Annotated in this window: 14 protein-coding genes and 2 pseudogenes; 9 read left to right on the forward strand and 7 right to left on the reverse strand. The window is 68.8% G+C overall.

The features are described 5' to 3' along the window. The first annotated feature begins 212 nt into the window (after positions 1–212). The gene (locus ACWDZ6_RS16070) at positions 213–1,715 is read left to right on the forward strand and encodes an MFS transporter (protein ID WP_451503333.1); all 1,503 of its coding nucleotides are present in this window, start codon (positions 213–215) and stop codon (positions 1,713–1,715) included. 151 nt (positions 1,716–1,866) lie between these two features. Here the strand turns inward: ACWDZ6_RS16070 and ACWDZ6_RS16075 are convergent, their stop codons facing one another. From ACWDZ6_RS16075 to ACWDZ6_RS16085, 3 genes are all read right to left on the reverse strand, one after another. After that, on the reverse strand, positions 1,867–2,847 hold the full coding sequence (locus ACWDZ6_RS16075; RefSeq protein ID WP_451503334.1) for a trypsin-like serine peptidase: 981 nt from the start codon (positions 2,845–2,847) through the stop codon (positions 1,867–1,869). A gap of 151 nt (positions 2,848–2,998) precedes the next feature. Then, positions 2,999–3,217: a hypothetical protein gene (locus tag ACWDZ6_RS16080; protein ID WP_451503335.1), complete on the reverse strand. Its 219-nt coding sequence runs from the start codon at positions 3,215–3,217 to the stop codon at positions 2,999–3,001. A 377-nt stretch (positions 3,218–3,594) separates the two neighbouring features. After that, positions 3,595–4,140, reverse strand: coding sequence for a DoxX family protein (locus tag ACWDZ6_RS16085; protein WP_451503336.1), 546 nt, complete (start codon positions 4,138–4,140; stop codon positions 3,595–3,597). Between the two features lie 595 nt (positions 4,141–4,735). Between ACWDZ6_RS16085 and ACWDZ6_RS16090 the strand changes: the two are divergent. Next, positions 4,736–4,849 (forward strand): annotated as a pseudogene (locus ACWDZ6_RS16090) (IS5/IS1182 family transposase); the annotation flags it as partial. On the opposite strand, the gene ACWDZ6_RS16095 reads toward ACWDZ6_RS16090, so the two are convergent. Continuing rightward, complete coding sequence (locus ACWDZ6_RS16095) at positions 4,844–5,314, reverse strand: hypothetical protein (protein ID WP_451503337.1); 471 nt, start codon at positions 5,312–5,314, stop codon at positions 4,844–4,846. The pseudogene ACWDZ6_RS16090 and the gene ACWDZ6_RS16095 sit on opposite strands and share 6 nt — an antisense overlap. A gap of 92 nt (positions 5,315–5,406) precedes the next feature. Between ACWDZ6_RS16095 and ACWDZ6_RS16100 the strand changes: the two genes are divergently transcribed. After that, positions 5,407–5,763 (forward strand): MerR family transcriptional regulator, encoded by a 357-nt coding sequence (locus ACWDZ6_RS16100; RefSeq protein ID WP_451503338.1) that lies wholly within the window; start codon positions 5,407–5,409, stop codon positions 5,761–5,763. Between the two features lie 374 nt (positions 5,764–6,137). On the opposite strand, the gene ACWDZ6_RS16105 is transcribed toward ACWDZ6_RS16100, so the two are convergent. Further along, complete coding sequence (locus ACWDZ6_RS16105; protein ID WP_451503339.1) at positions 6,138–6,608, reverse strand: hypothetical protein; 471 nt, start codon at positions 6,606–6,608, stop codon at positions 6,138–6,140. Between the two features lie 119 nt (positions 6,609–6,727). Here ACWDZ6_RS16105 and ACWDZ6_RS16110 point away from each other — a divergent pair, with 119 nt between their 5' ends. The 5 genes and pseudogenes from ACWDZ6_RS16110 (at position 6,728) to ACWDZ6_RS16130 (ending at position 13,885) form a co-directional block, all read left to right on the forward strand. Next, positions 6,728–7,363 carry a TIGR03086 family metal-binding protein gene (locus tag ACWDZ6_RS16110; RefSeq protein ID WP_451503340.1) on the forward strand — a complete coding sequence of 212 codons (636 nt, stop codon included), beginning with the start codon at positions 6,728–6,730 and terminating at the stop codon, positions 7,361–7,363. Positions 7,364–7,441: 78 nt separating this feature from the next. Beyond that, on the forward strand, positions 7,442–8,287 hold the full coding sequence (locus tag ACWDZ6_RS16115; RefSeq protein WP_451503341.1) for an NAD(P)H-binding protein: 846 nt from the start codon (positions 7,442–7,444) through the stop codon (positions 8,285–8,287). 475 nt (positions 8,288–8,762) lie between these two features. Next, the gene (locus ACWDZ6_RS16120) at positions 8,763–10,415 is read left to right on the forward strand and encodes a DUF2079 domain-containing protein (RefSeq protein ID WP_451503342.1); all 1,653 of its coding nucleotides are present in this window, start codon (positions 8,763–8,765) and stop codon (positions 10,413–10,415) included. Between the two features lie 95 nt (positions 10,416–10,510). After that, positions 10,511–12,098, forward strand: a pseudogene (locus ACWDZ6_RS16125) (FMN-binding glutamate synthase family protein). Between the two features lie 47 nt (positions 12,099–12,145). After that, positions 12,146–13,885: a thiamine pyrophosphate-dependent enzyme gene (locus tag ACWDZ6_RS16130; RefSeq protein ID WP_451503343.1), complete on the forward strand. Its 1,740-nt coding sequence runs from the start codon at positions 12,146–12,148 to the stop codon at positions 13,883–13,885. A 147-nt stretch (positions 13,886–14,032) separates the two neighbouring features. Here ACWDZ6_RS16130 and ACWDZ6_RS16135 read toward each other — a convergent pair whose 3' ends face one another. Further along, complete coding sequence (locus ACWDZ6_RS16135) at positions 14,033–14,494, reverse strand: hypothetical protein (protein ID WP_366735222.1); 462 nt, start codon at positions 14,492–14,494, stop codon at positions 14,033–14,035. 279 nt (positions 14,495–14,773) lie between these two features. Further along, positions 14,774–15,451 carry a serine hydrolase gene (locus ACWDZ6_RS16140; protein WP_451503344.1) on the reverse strand — a complete coding sequence of 226 codons (678 nt, stop codon included), beginning with the start codon at positions 15,449–15,451 and terminating at the stop codon, positions 14,774–14,776. A gap of 655 nt (positions 15,452–16,106) precedes the next feature. Here ACWDZ6_RS16140 and ACWDZ6_RS16145 point away from each other — a divergent pair. Continuing rightward, positions 16,107–16,532 (forward strand): VOC family protein, encoded by a 426-nt coding sequence (locus tag ACWDZ6_RS16145; RefSeq protein ID WP_366735220.1) that lies wholly within the window; start codon positions 16,107–16,109, stop codon positions 16,530–16,532. Positions 16,533–16,923 lie beyond the last annotated feature (391 nt).

Here is a 16,923-nt window from a genome sequence, read left to right on the forward strand (position 1 = left end):
AGCGGCGGGCCGCGCACGAGCTTCACAGTAGGCGCGGCCGGCCCGCGATATGACGCTGTGTCAGCTAGCTGCCTGCCGCACGCCGGCTCCCGCACGACGCCCGCCCGCGCACCGAGTTGGGCCGACCTCCCTGTTTGACGCTTTGAGCTGGGGGTACTCGGGTGCGGGCCCGGCGCACAGGCGAGGGCGTCGACAGAACAAGGAGGCAGGCCATGAGTCAGGCTGCGGAGTCGACGACCGGGAGCATAACCACCAAGGTTCCCGCGCGACTTGACCGACTCCCCTGGTCCCGATGGCACTGGATGATCGTGATCGGTCTGGGCACCGTCTGGATCCTGGACGGTCTGGAAGTGACCGTAGTCGGCAACATCGCCGCCCGGCTCTCGGAGGACGGCAGCGGCCTGCCCATCACGGATGCGCAGGTCACCGGTGTCGCCGCGGCACTCTACGTGGCCGGCGCCTGCTCGGGCGCGCTCTTCTTCGGCCGCCTCACCGACCGCTACGGCCGCAAGAGGCTCTTCCTGATCACCCTCGCGGTCTATCTCGCGGCGACGGCGCTGACCGCCGTGTCCTTCTCCGTCTGGTGGTTCTTTCTCTTCCGCTTCCTCACCGGCTTCGGCATCGGCGGCGAGTACGCGGCCATCAACTCGGCCATCGACGAGCTGATCCCGAGCAAATACCGGGGCCGGGTCGATCTCATCATCAACGGCAGCTACTGGCTCGGGGCCATGGGCGGCGCACTGCTCTCGGTGGTGGCGCTGAACACCGACATCTTTCCCAAGGACGTCGGATGGCGGCTGACCTTCGCGCTCGGAGTCGTACTCGGACTTGTCATTCTTCTGGTGCGCCGTCATGTGCCGGAGAGCCCGCGGTGGATGTTCATCCACGGGCGGTCACAGGGGGCGGAGCAGCTCGTCGACGGAGTGGAGCGGCAGATCGAGGCGGAGACGGGCCGGGCGTTGCCCGAACCCGAGGGAGCCATCACCATCGAGCAGCGGCGCAGCACCGGATTCGTCGAGATCGCCAGGACATTGTTCCGCTCCTATCCCAAGCGGGCGGTGCTCGGCTTCGCGCTCTTCATCGGGCAGGCGTTCCTGTACAACGCGATCACCTTCGGCTTCGGATCGATCCTGGTGAAGTTCTTCGACGTCTCCAGCGGCTCGACCGGCTACTTCTTCGCGGCCATCGCCTTCGGCAACTTCCTGGGCCCGCTGCTGCTGGGCCGGTTCTTCGACACCATCGGCCGCAGGCCGATGATCGCGGGCACTTACATCCTCTCGGGGCTTCTGCTGTTCGTCACGGCGTGGTTCTTCAGCAACGGCTGGCTCAACGCCACGACGATGACGGTGTGCTGGGCGGTCGTGCTCTTCTTCGCCTCGGCCGGCGCGAGTTCGGCGTATCTGACCGTCAGCGAGATCTTCCCGATGGAGACCCGAGCCATGTCGATCGCGTTCTTCTACGCCATCGGCACGGCGGCGGGCGGCATCTCCGGGCCGCTGCTGTTCGCCGATCTGACGGCGAGCGGGGTCGTGGGCGACGCAGTGCTGGCGTTCTGCGTCGGTGCGTCGCTGATGGTCCTGGCCGGTCTGGTGGCTGTTTTCTTCGCCGTGGCCGCGGAGCGCAAGTCCCTCGAAGCCATTGCCACTCCCTTGTCCGCCCGGCAGGCGCAAAGCGACAGCACGCCGGGCGCCCCCGCTCCGGCAGCCTCTCCCTGATCCGTCGCCCTTCGCGTCGCCGCCGTCGGTCCGTTGTGGCGTACGACAGCGGTGGCGACGACGCCTGCTGACGCGATCAGAGTGAGTCGGCGCTGCTCGCCACAGCGGCGGCCGGAGCGGTAATGCGGTCATGAGGCTTTGCCGCTGTGGCTCAGGAAGTTGGGCCCGCGGGCGGGGCGCCGCTGATCGCGGCGCGGTAGAGGGCCTGGGTGACGGCGCCGAAGTAGGCGCTGTACGAGACCTGGGGGGTGTTCCCGCCGGTATGGTAGCCGCCGATGACCCCGATCACCGCCCAGCCGCCCGGCCACGGCACCAGCATCGGCCCGCCGCTGGTCCCGCCCACGAAGGCGTCGCAGGCGATGCGCGGGAAAGTACCCGGGTCGGCCGCGTCATCGCTGGCCCACTTGCTGGTCCAGCTCCAGCACTCCAGCGGCTTCTGCGCCCTCGCCGGATACCCGATCATCCGCACCGGCGCGTGGTAGTAACCCGTCCCGGTGAGCAGCCGCACACCACCGACCGCATCCTGGAGCCGAGTCCCGTCCTGGTTGGGCTCTGTGACGGCGAAGGCGAAGTCGTACGCGGCCCCCGCGTGCTCGCCCAGGTCGTAGTACTGCTGCGGAACGTAGACGCCGTTGTTTCTGATCGGGAAGATGCCGAAGGGCTTGAAGCCGTCGTGATACTGCGGCACGAAGCCCAGATCGCGCTTGGGGGAAGTGCCGGAGTAGCCCTTCAGACAGTGCCCGGCGCTGAGCACCAGATCGCGGCCCGGGCTACGCACCACGGAGCCGCTGCAGGTGCGCCCGGTGCCGGTGGCGTCGGTCCAGAAGAAGGTGCCGGCCTGGGGCATGCCGTCGAAGCTCTTGCTGGGCGGGATGTACTCGCCCGGCCGAGGGCCGTCCGCTGTGGGGGAGGCGACCCGGTTCGTCAGCCCCGTCTCGGAGCGTTGGCCGGTGTCGCCGGGCCGTGCGGACGTCATCCGGGCCTTGGTCCAGTAGGCGTTGAGCTGGACGGCGACCGGGTTCGGCTCGGGCGGGGGGCTGTCGGCGGATGCTGCCGGGGCGAGCCCGGCGGAGAGCAGCAGGGTCGCCGCGAACGCTGCGGCATGTCGGATGAGCCTCGTTCTGCGCACCATCAGTTCCCCTCTGGCCGGAGACAAGTGACGGCTCACCATACGAGGGGCATGCTTGCGGGCAGAAGTGCCCGAGAAAGTGGCCGCAGTCGCGAGGCCGGATTGTGCGGTACCGGTCTGAAGAACCGGCGTCATGTCGCTCAGTCCAGGCTGCCTACCACGACAGTCGCGGGTCCTGCTCGTGCTCGGGGGAGTGCGCGGGCAGCGCCCCGGCGTCCGGTCCGTCCGCCACAGGGACCCAGGCCGCGGGCTGTCGCCCCACGCGCGGCGGCGGGACATGGACCCGCTGCGTGCGGGGGATCGACACCTCGACCAGCGCACTGTCCTGGAACATCCACAGCCCGAAGCAGTCGTCGTCCTCGTCGTGGAGCATGACCGGGACGCAACCGTCCCGCCAAAGACCAATATCCACGCCGTACCGGCGTGGTCCTGCGGTACGAGACGGAGGCGGGCCGCGCCATCGCCGTCAAGCCCGCTAGGTCACCCAGCACCGGATCGGCCAGGACATCACCGCCGCGGTGGCGAAACCGTTGGCGGAGGCCGACCACCTGCCGCTGACCGGTGGCCTCACGGGCACGGCCCCCCGGCTGACCGCGGCCTACCGGGCGGCAGCGTCCCCGGGGCGGCCACTGGGTGCCGCCTCCGGGCACGGCAGCCGGGCACGGCCTATCTGACCGCTCGACCGGGCAACCGGCGGCGGTGGGCGCAGGGCCGGGCGGTGCCCTCCGGGGTTCGCCGTAGCCGAACCGCCTACAGCATCAGCACGATGATCGCTCCGATACCGCCGGCCAGCAGTGCGAAGAGCGCAGGGCCCCAGCCGCCGTCCCGCCAGGGGAAGAAGCGGTCCAGCGCGAGGCTGCCGGGGCCCACGGCGGCGACGGTGAGCGCGACGACAGCGAGGGTCATGGGGAATTCGATGCCGCCCCTGTCGGCCCACAGGCCGTGGTCGGCGCCCACGACCATGGCGTTGACCATGACGCCGAACACCGCCGCCGAGGCGAGCGGGGTGAGCAGACCGAGGGCCAGTCCCAGGCCGCCCAGGAACTCGGAGACGCCTGTCAGCCCGGCGAAGAAGACGCCGGGTTCGTACCCGAGGGCCGCGAACCCCTTCCCCGTGGCGTCGAGACCCGCCCCACCGAACATGCCGAACAGTTTCTGGGCGCCATGACCTGCCATGATCAGCCCGACGGTCAGCCGTAGCAGGAGCAGTCCGGCGTCGGCGGCGCCCACGCGCGGCGGCGAGAGTCCCGTGCCGGTGGCGACGGAGTGCCGAGGACCCTCGGTATGGATTTTCATCTGGAGTCACCTCCCGCACCGTCACCGATGCGGGCGCGCACACTGCGCCCGTTGCGGCGGTGCTATGGGGTGGAGCGGTTGTCGGGGCCTGTGTGCCGCGCGGCGGCCGGGGATGATCAGGCACCCTGCGAGCCCGCGCTCGGACCGGTTATACGGCCCCGGTATGCCCGCGGTATGCCCGCGGAGCGGACTCCCGGCAGGGGCGGCTGCCGAGGAACGGTGAGCGCTCCGTCCCCCGGGAGGCGGGCGCCGGTTACCGGTCGCACGGCCCCCTCACACCCGATACTGCGCTTCCCTCGCAGGTGGAGTCCAGGTTCGGAACTCCTCGGTGTCCGTGTTCGTAGGAACTGTGGGGGACACATGAGCGGTGGATTTCACGGCGTGCACGTGAAGACACCGTGTGACAGACGCTGTGCCAGCCCTCCCGCTTCCACGTTCACCCGGGAAGTCGTCACGATCCCGACATGGAGGAGCACACATCGTGAGCGAAACCCGGGCGCCGGCCTGGTGATCGCGACGGCCGAGGAAGGCGGTCTGCACGGTGGCTGTGCTGCTCCGGTCACCTTGCCCATGTCCGCCCCAACCGGCCTCTTGGGTGGAGGTCCTGACCGATCCGTTCGGACGGCTGCTGTGGGTCTCGCCCGCGCTGCCCGGCGCCACTCACGATCTGACCGCTGCCCGCGCTTACGGCATCATCGACGAGCTAACGCCGACCTGCCGTGCTGGGCGGGCAAGGGACGGGGGCGTCCCCGAGGTTGGTGAGTCGGGCCCGCCACCACGGCACAAGCTGGATGATTCCGAACGCCACCTCGACAGCGAAGAACAGCCACAGCCAGCGCGGGGCTCCGTGGGCCAGCGCGTACGCTTGCCACGCGGCGAACAGCGTGCGCGCGACGCCGTCGAGCAGTCCATGCACGGGCAGCGGCTTGACGATCCGCAGGAGTGCCCAGACGACGACAACCGAACCCATCAGATTCGCGTACAGGGTCTGTATCGGGTCGCGTTCGGGCAGGATGCCCAGCCCGAACGCGTCACCCAGCGACGACAGCGCGCCGTGCACCAGCGCGTAGGTCCACGGCGTGGCAAACCCCGCTGTGACCACGAGGTCATACCAGGCACTGGCTCGCACGACGCGAAGATAGGCGAGGCGGGAAAAGGCGAATGGATGGTTCACGACGAGGCTCCTGGTGGTCTCCGGTATCGATGCCACGACGGTAAACAGTGGAGTACTCTCCAAGGTCAAGTCGCCGGTCCACGGGGAGGGTTATGCGAATCGGAGAGCTGGCCGCGCAATCGGGAATGACCAAGGACACGATTCGCTTCTACGAGAAGATCGGCCTCGTCACAGGTCAGCGGCTGGCCAACGGTTATCGCGACTTCCCGCCCGAGACAGTGACCTGGCTGCAGTACGTCCGCACCGCACAAACGCTCGGCTTCTCGCTGGCTGAGATTGCACGGACCGGCGAGGAACTGCGCGAAGCGCCAGACACCGCTGAGGCGTTGTCTGCGCTGTTCGAGGAGAAGATCAAGGTGATCGATGCGCGCATGACGCAGCTTGCGGCCCTGCGGGCCGACCTCGAGGCGCGCGTAGGCACCGGATGCCCGTTGCGGGCGGCCGGCTGAGCACTGAGCTCTTTCCTGGCTCCGCATGGGCGGACTGTTTGGGACCGGTGGCCGTCAGACCGTCAGCGTCCGGCCAAGGGCGCAAGCGGTGCCGGCTCCGTCGCAACAGCACCCAGGCCGGGATTCGCTGCATCGGCGAGCAGACCAGGGCTGCTCTCAGGCCCACGTCACCCCGATCGTCCCGGTCGTCCTCGTGCTTCACCACGCTCAACGTGAGGTTGTAAAAGGCTCATTGACTCAGTCGCCGTCAGGAGCGCGAAGTCAGTATCTGTGTCTCGCGCTGCCGGGGTGAGTGCCTTGCGCTGTACCTGTGACTCCGGGCGGCCGGTTGGGGCCCCGCCGACCCCTCCCCGGGGGCGGCGGAGCCCAGGGCGTCACCCAGGGAAGTCCAACCACTTGAGGCAGACCGTGGAGGACTTCGCCTCGTTCGTCACCCCGTTGACGGTGAACCGCACAGTGCCGCCGTAGGGGCCGGCGGCGGCGCCGGCTCCCCAGTCGTAGCAGTCGGGGACGGCCGCCGTGGGTCCGTAGCAGGCCCGCTGGGTGCCGGTGCTCAGCGTCATCTGCTCGCAGGAGGCGTCGCCGAAGTCGCTGGAGATGGCACCGGAGACGGTGACGGCCTTGCCGGAATGGTTGTTCGCGACCAGGACGACCTGGGCGCGGCCCAGGTCGCTGACGACGAGACAGCCCTGGAAGGCCACCCCGCTGACAGCGGTGTGCGCCACGCTCTTCTCACAGCTGGTGACCTTACCGACCGCCTGCCACTGCGGCGCGGCCACGGCCGTGCCGGAGCCCAGGATCACGCTGCCGAGCACGGCAGCCCCCGCCGCGACTGTCTTCAACATCCGACGCATGGCGTCCCCCTCTACATTGCCGGTGATGAGGTTCGAACTCTAGATCAATTCGGGGAGGGGAAAGGGAAACTGGCCAGTAGATGGCCTATTTGGCTTCCAGGATGGGGGTCATGACCGAAACCACGAACATCGCCGAGACGGTGACCGCCGACACTGCCACACCCGCAATCGCCCCTGGCGCTGATCCCCGTCCGGACCTCGCGAAGGCCGTCGCCATGGCCGGACGCACTCTTGCCGCCGTCCGTCCCGACCAGCTCGACGGACCGACGCCCTGCCCCGAGTACACCGTCCGGCAGCTGTCCAACCACCTCGTCGCCATCCTGCGCAGGGTTGCCGAAATCGGGCGCGGCGGTGACCCCTTGAGCATCCCGGCCATCGCGGACGACGTCGCCGACGGCGACTGGTCGAAGGCGTGGGAGGCCGCCGCCCGCGAGGTCGAGACCGTATGGTCGCAACCCACGATCCTGAGTCGGCCGTTGCGCCTGCCGTTCGGCACTCTGCCGGGTGCGGCCGCCGCCGTTGCCTACACCACCGAGTTCACCCTGCACACCTGGGACTTGGCCACCGCCACCGAACAGCGCCCCTCATGGGACCCGGCAGTGCTGGCGGTCTCCCTCGCGGCCATGCGACGCGCCGTGCCTGCCGAACCGCGCGGTGGACAGGTGCCGTTCGCCGCCGTTGTGGACATCGCCGCGGATGCGCCGGACATCGACCGGCTCGTCGCTTGGTACGGACGACAGCCGTGAGCCGGAGGGCGCGGCGATGACAACCAACGTGATTACCAACGTAAATGACCATCGTGCATATCGAAATGGGAGCTAATCGTGATCGTGATAACAGGGGCCACCGGGAACGTCGGTCGACCGCTCGTGCGGGCACTTGCGGCAGCCGGTGAGCAGGTGACGGCGGTGTCCCGAGGGGTCTCGAGTGCGGACGTGCCGGAGGGTGTCCGGCACCGGCAGGTGAACCTTGCCGACTCTGCGAGCCTTCGGCCCGTCTTTGACGGCGCTGACGCGTTGTTCTTGCACGACACCGGTGCCGGTGTGCACCTGTTGAGCCCGCAGGACATCCTCGACATCGCGAAAGCCGGCGGAGTCGGACGGGTCGTGTTGCTGTCCTCCCAAGGAGTCGCCACCCGGCCGCAGTCGGCATCCCATGGGGGAGTGGGGCGGTCCTTCGAGGACGCCGTCCAGCAGTCGGGCATGGACTGGACGATCCTGCGGCCTGGTGGTTTCGACTCCAACTCGTACGCCTGGGTCGAGTCCGTCCGGGCCAGGCGGACCGTCGCCGCGCCGTTCGGGGACATCGGTCTGCCGACCGTCGATCCGGCCGACATTGCCGAAGTCGCCGCCGTAGCCCTGCGGGACGACGGCCACGCCGGGCATGTCTACGAGTTGACCGGGCCTGCCCTGAGTACGCCGCGGCAACAAGCGGAGGCGATCGGCGACGCGCTCGGCGAGCCGATCCGGTTCATCGAGCAGACCCGCGACGAGGCCCGCACGCAGATGCTGCTGTTCATGCCCGCGGCCGTGGTCGAGACCACCCTCGACATCCTCGGCATGCCCAACCCCGCCGAGCAGCGGATCAGCCCCGACGTCGAGCAGGTCCTCGGCCGCCCACCCCGCACCTTCGCCGATTGGGCGGCACGGAACATCGGGGCCTTCAGGTGACCTCAGGGGTGGCGCTTCGTCGGTGATCTGAAGAAGCGTCCGGCTGGTTCTTCTGGGGCGCTTCTCGTGGATTAGTGGATCATTCGGGGCGGGGGCCGGTGTCCGCCACGCGCTGTGCGCCTACCGGGGCGTGGCGCAGTACGGCGACCGGCCCCTCGAACGAAGCGACCCGCAGGCGCCGACTGCCTTGCTGAACCTGTTGCCCGGCACCACCTCGGCCAGGGTTGAGGGAGGTGAGTGTCGAACACGCGAGGCCCGAAAAATGCCGGTTTGTGACAGAAGAGCTTCTAGGATCTGACCGGCACCCCTCGCCTGTCCGGAGGGTGTGCGGCTGCCCGCCTGGGCGGTGGTTCGTCTGCGATACCGTCCGGCGGGCGCCGTCCAAGGTCTTCGTACCCGGGCGGGGCAGTGGGATCTGCGAAGGCCGGCGGTACCGATGATCGGATGAACCCGGGAAGGGCCTGGGAGGTCTGGTGTGTCTGCTGAGTCGGAGGTGCCGCGCCGCGGACAGGGCCGCTCGGCCGAGGTCCTCCCTGCCCTCCGGACGGATCCGTCACCGGTAAAGAAATGGGTCCACTGGTCGCTGTGGGCCATGCCGGCGGTCCTGGCTGTCGTGTACGCGGTGGTCTCGGTGCGGTTGCATCAGCGGATGCTGACTTCCGGCTACGACCTGGGCATCTTCGAGCAGATGGTGCGGTCGTACGCGCATGGGGATCTGCCGGTGGTGGAGCTGAAGGGCCCCGGGTACATCGAGCTCGGTGACCACTTCTCGCCCATCGTGGCCACGCTGGCGCCGTTCTACCGGCTGTGGCCGTCCCCCTACGTGCTGCTGCTGGCGCAGGCCGTGTTGATGGCGGCCGCTGTGGTGCCGCTGTCCCGGTGGGCGCTCGGGGCCCTGGGGCCGGTGGCCGCGCTGATCGTGGGGCTGGGCTACGGCTTGTCCTGGGGGATCGCCTCCGCAGTCGGGTTCGACTTCCACGAGGTCGCCTTCGCCGTGCCGCTCGTGTCCTTCTCGCTGTGCGCGCTGGGACAGGGACGGCCGCGGGCGGCTGCCCTGTGGGCGCTGCCGCTGCTGCTGGTGAAGGAGGACCTCGGGCTGACCGTCGCGGTCATCGGCCTGCTCATCGCGTGGCGCGGCCGGCGCAGGCTCGGGCTGGCTACTGCAGTCGTGGGTGTCGTGGGCACGCTCCTCGAGGTCCTGGTCATCATTCCCGCCTTCAACCCGACCGGGCGCTACGCCTACCTGAACTATGTGTTGGAGGGGTCCGGCAGCTTCGCGTCCCTGGCCTACCGCTCCACGGTCGGCCTGGTTGCCGCCCCCGACCCCAAACCCGTCACGCTGGTGCTGCTGATCGCCCCCACCGCGTTCATGGCCCTGAGGTCGCCGCTCGTGTGGGCTGCCGCACCGACCCTGCTGTGGCGCTTCTCGTCGAACAACTCGCTGTACTGGGAAACCCGCTTTCAGTACAGCGCAGTGCTGATGCCGATCGTGTTCGCGGCGTTGATCGACGGCCTCGTCCACAAGCCCGTCGATCAGCGGCTGCTGCGGCACACGCTGATCGTGGTCGCGGCCGTGACCGCGCTCCTGCTGCCGCCGTTCCCGTTGTTCCAAGCCGTCCAGCCGAGCGCCTGGCACACCCCCGCCCGGGTCGCGGCCGCACGCCAGATCCTGGCCCGCATCCCCGACGGCGCCACCGTCGCAGCCTCCAACCTGCTGGTCCCCCAGCTGACCGGCCGCACCTCCGTCTCCGAATTCGGCATGCCCGGCAGCCGGCCCGACCCGGAATGGATCATCGTCGACACCACCGCCCCACGTACCTTTCCCGTCGGCAGAGAGCAGCAGGCCCAGCTGATCGACGAGGCCATCGCCCAGGGTTACCGGACCGAGGCACACGTAGGGGAGTATCTGCTGCTGCGGCGGCCCGTACGTGCGAAGGCCGCCAGGTCTTCCTCGCCCCAGGCCCATCAGGCCGACCGGAGCCGAGCTTTCAGCGCACCCGCCGGTCCACCCGTCGCCATGTCCTCCCTGAACAAGGCACCCATCAGCCGGCCCACCTCATGGGGATCGGTACCGACCGAGGCGAACAGCGGCTCATGGAAGATCGCCGCCCGCATCGCTTCGGGGTGAGCCGGCACGGGTTGGTCAGGACCGCTCCACCGCCGCTCGCATGACCGGCGAATGGCAAATGGATTGGCGACCGGTCCTCGGGAAACAAGCGCGATGTGCTGAAGATACTTCTGGTCGCCCTGCTCGGATCGCTGTCAGTGGGAGCCGTGGTCGCCGCCGTTCTGGTCGGGCCCGGGTGGTGGGCCGCGGCCGCCCCACTGCTCGTGCTTGCGCTGGTGGCCGCGCACGATCTCCTGCAGCGTCGGCATTCCGTCCTGCGAAACTACCCCCTGCTCGGGCACCTCCGATTTGCGATGGAGGCGCTGCGACCAGAGCTCCAGCAGTACTTCATTGAGCGGAACTTCGACGGACGCCCCTTCGATCGTGATACCCGGAGCATCGTCTACGAGCGTGCCAAGGGCACCGACGCGGAAGAGCCGTTCGGCACCGAACTCGATCTGTACCGGGCCGGTAGCGAATTCCTCACTCCGTCCATGGCCCCGCGACCGGTGCGCACCGACCCGCCCCGGGTCCGGATCGGCGGACCCGACTGCACCCAGCCCTACGACATGGCTCTGCTCAACGTTTCGGCGATGAGCTTCGGTTCGCTGTCGGCCAATGCCGTACTGGCCCTCAACACCGGAGCCCAGCTCGGCGGTTTCGCCCACGACACCGGCGAGGGGGGACTGTCGGAGTACCACCTGCGCCCCGGCGGGGATCTCGTGTGGGAGATCGGCACCGGATACTTCGGGTGCCGTACGCAGGACGGGGACTTCGACGAGGGGCAGTTCGCCAAGAAGGTCGCCCGCCCACGAGCAGGTCAAATGCGTGTCGTTGAAGATCAGCCAAGGTGCCAAGCCCGGCATCGGCGGCGTGCTGCCGGGCGCCAAGGTGAATGCCGAGATCGCGAAGGTCCGCGGCGTTCCGCAAGGGGAGACCGTCAACTCACCGCCGTTCCATCGCGTCTACTCCACCCCGCGTGAACTGGTCCGCTTCCTCGCCCGGATGCGCGAGCTGTCCGACGGCAAGCCCGTCGGATTCAAGTTGTGCCTCGGCTCGCGCCGCGAGTTCCTCGCCGTATGCAAAGCCATGCTGGAAGAAGGCACCACGCCGGACTTCATCATCGTCGACGGCGCGGAGGGCGGAACGGGCGCGGCGCCGCTGGAGTTCGCCGACAACGTCGGCCTGCCGCTCGGCGAAGGGCTGATGGCCGTACACAACGCCCTCGTGGGTGTCGGGCGGCGCGACCGCATCCGTATCGGGGCCAGCGGTAAGGTCGCCACCGGCAGCGATCTCGTCAAACGGCTGCTCCAGGGCGCCGATTACACCAATGCCGCCCGCTCCATGATGTTCGCGATCGGCTGCATCCAGGCCCAGCGCTGCCACACCAACACGTGCCCCGTCGGGGTCGCCACCCAGGACGAACGGCGCGCCCGCGCCGTCGACGTCGGTGACAAGTCACAGCGCGTGCACCGCTTCCAGCGGGCAACCGTCCAGAGCGCGCTCCAGATCATGGCGTCGCTAGGTATCGACGACCCGAGCGGGCTGCGGCCCCACATGCTGCTTCAGCGGGTGAACGCGCACACGGTCCGCTCCTACGCGGAACTGTACGAATGGCTCACACCCGGACAACTTCTCGAATCGGCACCCAGTAGCTGGGCATCCGACTGGCAGGCGGCCGACCCCGATCGCTTCACCCACTGAACCCGGCACTGACCCCGACCAGCCGAACCGGACCGGAGGACACTCCTGTGGCACGAACCGTCGCCCATGTGATCGTCGACGCACTCAAAGACCTGGGCGTCCAGCACGTCTTCGGAGTTGTCGGAGACGCACTGAATCCGCTGACCGATGCCATCCGCACCACGGACGGCCTGACCTGGGTCGGCTGCCGCCACGAAGAGGCGGCGGCCTTCGCCGCCGGAGCGCAGTCCCAGCTCTCGGGAACCCTCGGCGTGTGTATGGGCACCGTAGGACCTGGTTCCGTACACCTCCTCAACGGACTCTACGACGCGGCCAAGAGCCGCACCCCCGTCCTCGCCGTCTGCGGCCAGGTGCCCCTCGCCGAGATCGGCAGCGACTACTTCCAGGAAGTCGACAACGACCTGCTCTTCCGTGACGTGGCCGTCTACCGCGCCACCGTCACCTCCCCGGAGCAGATGCCGCGGATGCTGGAGTCCGCCGTACGCGCGGCGATCAGCCGGCAGGGAGTGGCCGTACTCACCGTGCCCGGCGATCTGGGCGACCAGGAACTGAGCGACGACCGGCCCGCACGATTCGCCCTCGATCGCCCCGTCACCCGGCCGGACGACCCGGCCGTCGCCGAGGCCGCCGAACTTCTGAACGCCGCCTCCCGCGTCACCCTGCTCGTCGGCCGAGGGGCGCGCGACGCACGCACCGAGGTGCTCCGGCTCGCCGACCTGCTCGCCGCGCCCATGGTGCTCACACTCAAGGCGAAGGAGGGCTTCGAGGACGACAACGACTTCGAGGTGGGTCAGACCGGCCTGATCGGCAATCCTGCCGCCGCTCACGCGCTGGACAGCGGCGATGTGCTCGTCATGCTGGGCACCGACTTCCCCTACCGGGACTGGTACCCGAAGGGGTGCAAGGTCGTCCAGATCGACAAGTGTGAGGAGCACCTGGGCCGCCGGGTGCCCGTGGACGTCGGCCTGGCGGGCGACGTCGGGGCCACGCTACGGGCCACGCTACGGGCCCTGCTGCCGCTGCTGAAGGGGACCGCGGACCGCGCTCACTTGGACGACGCGCGGGAACGGTTCGCCCACTGGCAGGAAGGGCAGCAGCGCCTGGCCGACCCCGGTCACGAGCGCCGCTGGAGCGGGAAGCTGCGGGCGGCTCTGGACAATCGCGACCACGAGATCCGCCCCGAGGCGCTCGCCGCCGCCGTGGACAGGTATGCCGACGAGGACGCCGTCTTCACCTCCGACACCGGTATGGCCACCGTCTGGCTCTCCCGTTTCGTCACCATGCGAGGCAGCAGGCGCCTGATCGGTTCGTACAACCTCGGCTCGATGGCCAATGCCATGCCGCAGGCGCTCGGTGCCCAACTCTGGGCGCCCGAGCGCCAGATCGTCGCCTTCTGCGGGGACGGCGGGCTGAGCATGCTGCTGGGCGACCTCATAACGATCCAGACGTACCGGCTGCCGGTGAAGCTGGTGGTCTTCGACAACCGCCGCCTGGGCATGGTCAAGCTCGAACAGGAACAGGCGGGTCTGCCCGAATTCGGTACGGAACTCGACAACCCCGATTTCGCCGCGGTCGCCACCGCGCTCGGTCTGACCGGCATCCGTGTCACCGACCCCGCCGATCTGCACGACAGTGTGCGCCGGGCGTTGGGCACCCCGGGCCCGGTCGTGCTGGACGTGCTGACGAACCCCGAGGAGATTGCCGTACCGGGGAAGCCGACCGTGGCGCAGGGCTGGGGCTTCGCCATCGCCAAGGTCAAGGAGATCCTCTCGAGCCACGAAGGCTGACCGGGCCGCGCGGCGCAGCACGGCCGCGTCGGGGCCGACGGGCCTGAGCGCCATCGGGCAGGAGGCCGGTCACGTCCGCAGCCCACGGTCAGGGGCGCAGCACCGTGCCGATGTGCCCCCTCAGATACCCGGGTCACCGAGCCGCGGTCAGATGCCGGTGGGCAGGGCGTCGTGGGGGAGTTGGGCCAGTATGAGGCGGCCGTCCGCGCGGACGTTGCACTCGCTGACCGTCCGCGCTGCCTGCTGGACGTGTCCGTCCTGGGTTTCGAGGCGGAGGGTGACGGTGACTTCACCGAGCCCCTGGCGATGTCCGTCTTCGGCGGCGAACCGGCGGTACAGCGTGTGGGGCCAGCGGTCGGGGTCGCTGTCCTGCCACACCTTCACGGCGGGGTCGTGGAACCGGCATTTCTGTCCGCCGTGTGGCTCTTGGAGAAAGGAGTGACTCAGCGGCAGGACGCCCAGCAGGGGGACGAGGCGGGTGTGCAGGTCATGGTTTTCGACCAACCGGTGGCGCTGCCAGTGTCTGCCGGAGGGAACAGTCATCCGCACCGTGGCGAGCAGGTACGGGTGTCCGTCCGGGGCGGTGACGGGAAAATCAGCCCGCCACACCGGCCAGGACGGTACCGGAGGACTCGGCTCCGGTAACGGGCCCTTCTGGCTGGTCAGATGCACCCCGTGTTCGGTTTCCACAAGTAGATTATGACCCCGTGCCCGGCCGTCGCGGGTGCGATCACCGATACGCCGTTCGGCTCCTTGGAACCGCGCCCACCCCGTCGCCGCTGCGGTTGCACGCCGTGCCGGCTGAGGGGCTGCACCGGCGGGGCCCTGACCGCTGGAGGTCGCCCGCCCGGCCCTCGTCCCCCTACGCAGGGGCCGACGGGGCAGAGGTCAGCGGATGATCGGGGACACAGGAGGGGGAGTGCTGCACAGGACACGTACGGCTGACTGCGCTGCCTGCTCCACGGCGGAGATGCCGTGGGACATGCTCGAGCTGCCCTGAGAGAGGATCACGAGGTAGAACGTGCTCCCGTGTGCTTTCACCCGTCCCATGCTGTTGATCGCCCAGCGTTCGGAGTCGGGGCGCGGCAGCCAGCCGTTCTTGAGTTGCCAACGACTGCCCGCCGCGGACACCCCCCAGTCCTGGTCGGCGTCTATGTGACCCATGAGGGTCTGGATCAGGTCGCGTGAGGCTCGGTTCAGCGGTGAATGGTCGTCGAACACCGCGGACAGCAGGGCCAACTGGTCCGCCGCGGTGGTCCGGGTGAGCCCCCAGCGGGGGCCCGACCCCGCTTGGGTGGAGGTCAACCTCAGGGTTCTGTTGGCGTCAGTGAGTCCTTGACCGCCGCCGATACGGTCCCACAGGGCATTGGCGGAGGCGTTGTCGCTGCTCCGGATCATCGAAGCGGCGGTCGAATCCTCCCACTGGGTGAGCGGCCGTCTCTCGCGCTGGGCGCGCAGCAGCAGGGCCGCCAGGATATTCACCTTCACCAGGCTCGCGGTGACGTGCGCTTGCGAGCCGTACACCGCCCGCCGACCGTTCCCGGGCTCCAGAACAGCGACCGACATCTGAGTGCCGCTCCGCGTTCGGATCGGTTCGATGGAACGCGCGAGCGCACTCTTGACATCCATCGGAGCCGGCGCCCGTGTGCCGGGGCTGCGGCTGCTTGACGGCGCTTTGGCCGGCTCCCCCTTACCCGACGTCAGCGGCGTCTGGCTCTCCGCCGGGGAACGTCCACCCTGGTCACCGGCTCCGTTCTGACCGGCAGCGAAGCAGCCCGTGAGCAGCATGCCCGCAGCCGACCAAGCCAGCACCCGCTGCATCCGCCCCCGGCCGGCGGCGGCCTTGACGTGTCTGTCCGGGTCGGGCGGGACAGGCTCCTGGCCTATCTGCTGGGACGAACAGACAGTACCAATCGGATTCACCGGGAACCTCAATCGAAGAAGAAGCGGGCGGCAGCCGGAACGGAAAATATGCTCCTAAGTCTTTTCCGGGGTGAGGCGCGCCGCATCCCGGCGCGGTCACTTGCCAAAGGCGCAACGCGCTCACCACAGACCCCATCTGACCGACCCTCGGGACGAAATGAGGGCCAAGCCCTGCCAGACCTCTGGTTCCTCAGGGAGCGCGGAAAGGCCTGGCACCGGGACCGGAGGCGGCGCCGCGCGACATGGCGGGGCGGGGCAGGTACGCCTCTCCGTCCACTGCTCACGGCACAGTGGGGCTATGAACGCAGATGAGAGGAACCTTCTGACCAGGGCACGCGTGGCGACCAGGCTTCCGGCCCAGGACCTGGACCGGGCGCGGCGTTTCTATTCCGAGCAGCTCGGTCTGGAGCCCGTCGACGAACGGCCCGGTGGGCTGCTCTATCGGTGCGCAGGCGCGGACTTCGCGCTGTTCCTGTCGACGGGAGCCTCGCCCGGCACCTTCACTCAGATGGGGTGGGAGGTCGACGACATCGAGACAGTCGTGTCAGAACTCAAACGGCGCGGCGTGGTGTTCGAAGAGGTTGACGTGCCTGGGTTGCGAACGAGGGACGGGATCGCCGAGATCGAGGGGAACTACCCGAGCAAGGGCGCACGGGGTGAACGCGGCGCCTGGTTCCGCGACAGTGAGGGAAACATGCTGGGCATTGGCGAGCTCGTCGTCTGAGCAGAGCACCTGACCGCCGTGAGAACAGGACGAGAATGAAGGGGCGGCCACGCATCAGCTTGCCGCCTCGTTCCCGAGTGCGTACTCCGTCACTCGGGTGAACACTCATCCGCCTGTTTGTTACCGCCGCTCACGTACTCGATCCGCACGGAATCACTCTGCTCGAGCACGAACTGAGTGGCACGGTCACCCGGACGCACGGGAGAACTGTGCAAGTCGCGCGTGGCACAGGCGGCGGCCCATTCCGGGTCGGCCCTCGCTGCCGAGGGTGGTCGGACATCGTCCTGGCCATGGGTGCCGATGACCAACGCCGGGCCGTCGCGCTCGCCACCGCACGTATATGAGCCGTCCAGTCCGGCCTGAGCGCGGCCCCTTCGCTCCCTGAGTGTTC

This window comes from Streptomyces sp. NPDC002926 (genome assembly GCF_053591755.1).

Excerpts from the sequence above, each read along its gene's own strand:
- ACWDZ6_RS16070 (WP_451503333.1), top strand. The coding sequence starts at position 213 with ATGAGTCAGGCTGCGGAGTCGACGACCGGGAGCATAACCACCAAGGTT.
- ACWDZ6_RS16075 (WP_451503334.1), bottom strand. The coding sequence starts at position 2,847 with ATGGTGCGCAGAACGAGGCTCATCCGACATGCCGCAGCGTTCGCGGCG.
- ACWDZ6_RS16080 (WP_451503335.1), bottom strand. The coding sequence starts at position 3,217 with ATGCTCCACGACGAGGACGACGACTGCTTCGGGCTGTGGATGTTCCAG.
- ACWDZ6_RS16085 (WP_451503336.1), bottom strand. The coding sequence starts at position 4,140 with ATGAAAATCCATACCGAGGGTCCTCGGCACTCCGTCGCCACCGGCACG.
- ACWDZ6_RS16100 (WP_451503338.1), top strand. The coding sequence starts at position 5,407 with ATGCGAATCGGAGAGCTGGCCGCGCAATCGGGAATGACCAAGGACACG.
- ACWDZ6_RS16105 (WP_451503339.1), bottom strand. The coding sequence starts at position 6,608 with ATGTTGAAGACAGTCGCGGCGGGGGCTGCCGTGCTCGGCAGCGTGATC.
- ACWDZ6_RS16110 (WP_451503340.1), top strand. The coding sequence starts at position 6,728 with ATGACCGAAACCACGAACATCGCCGAGACGGTGACCGCCGACACTGCC.
- ACWDZ6_RS16140 (WP_451503344.1), bottom strand. The coding sequence starts at position 15,451 with ATGTCGGTCGCTGTTCTGGAGCCCGGGAACGGTCGGCGGGCGGTGTAC.
- ACWDZ6_RS16145 (WP_366735220.1), top strand. The coding sequence starts at position 16,107 with ATGAACGCAGATGAGAGGAACCTTCTGACCAGGGCACGCGTGGCGACC.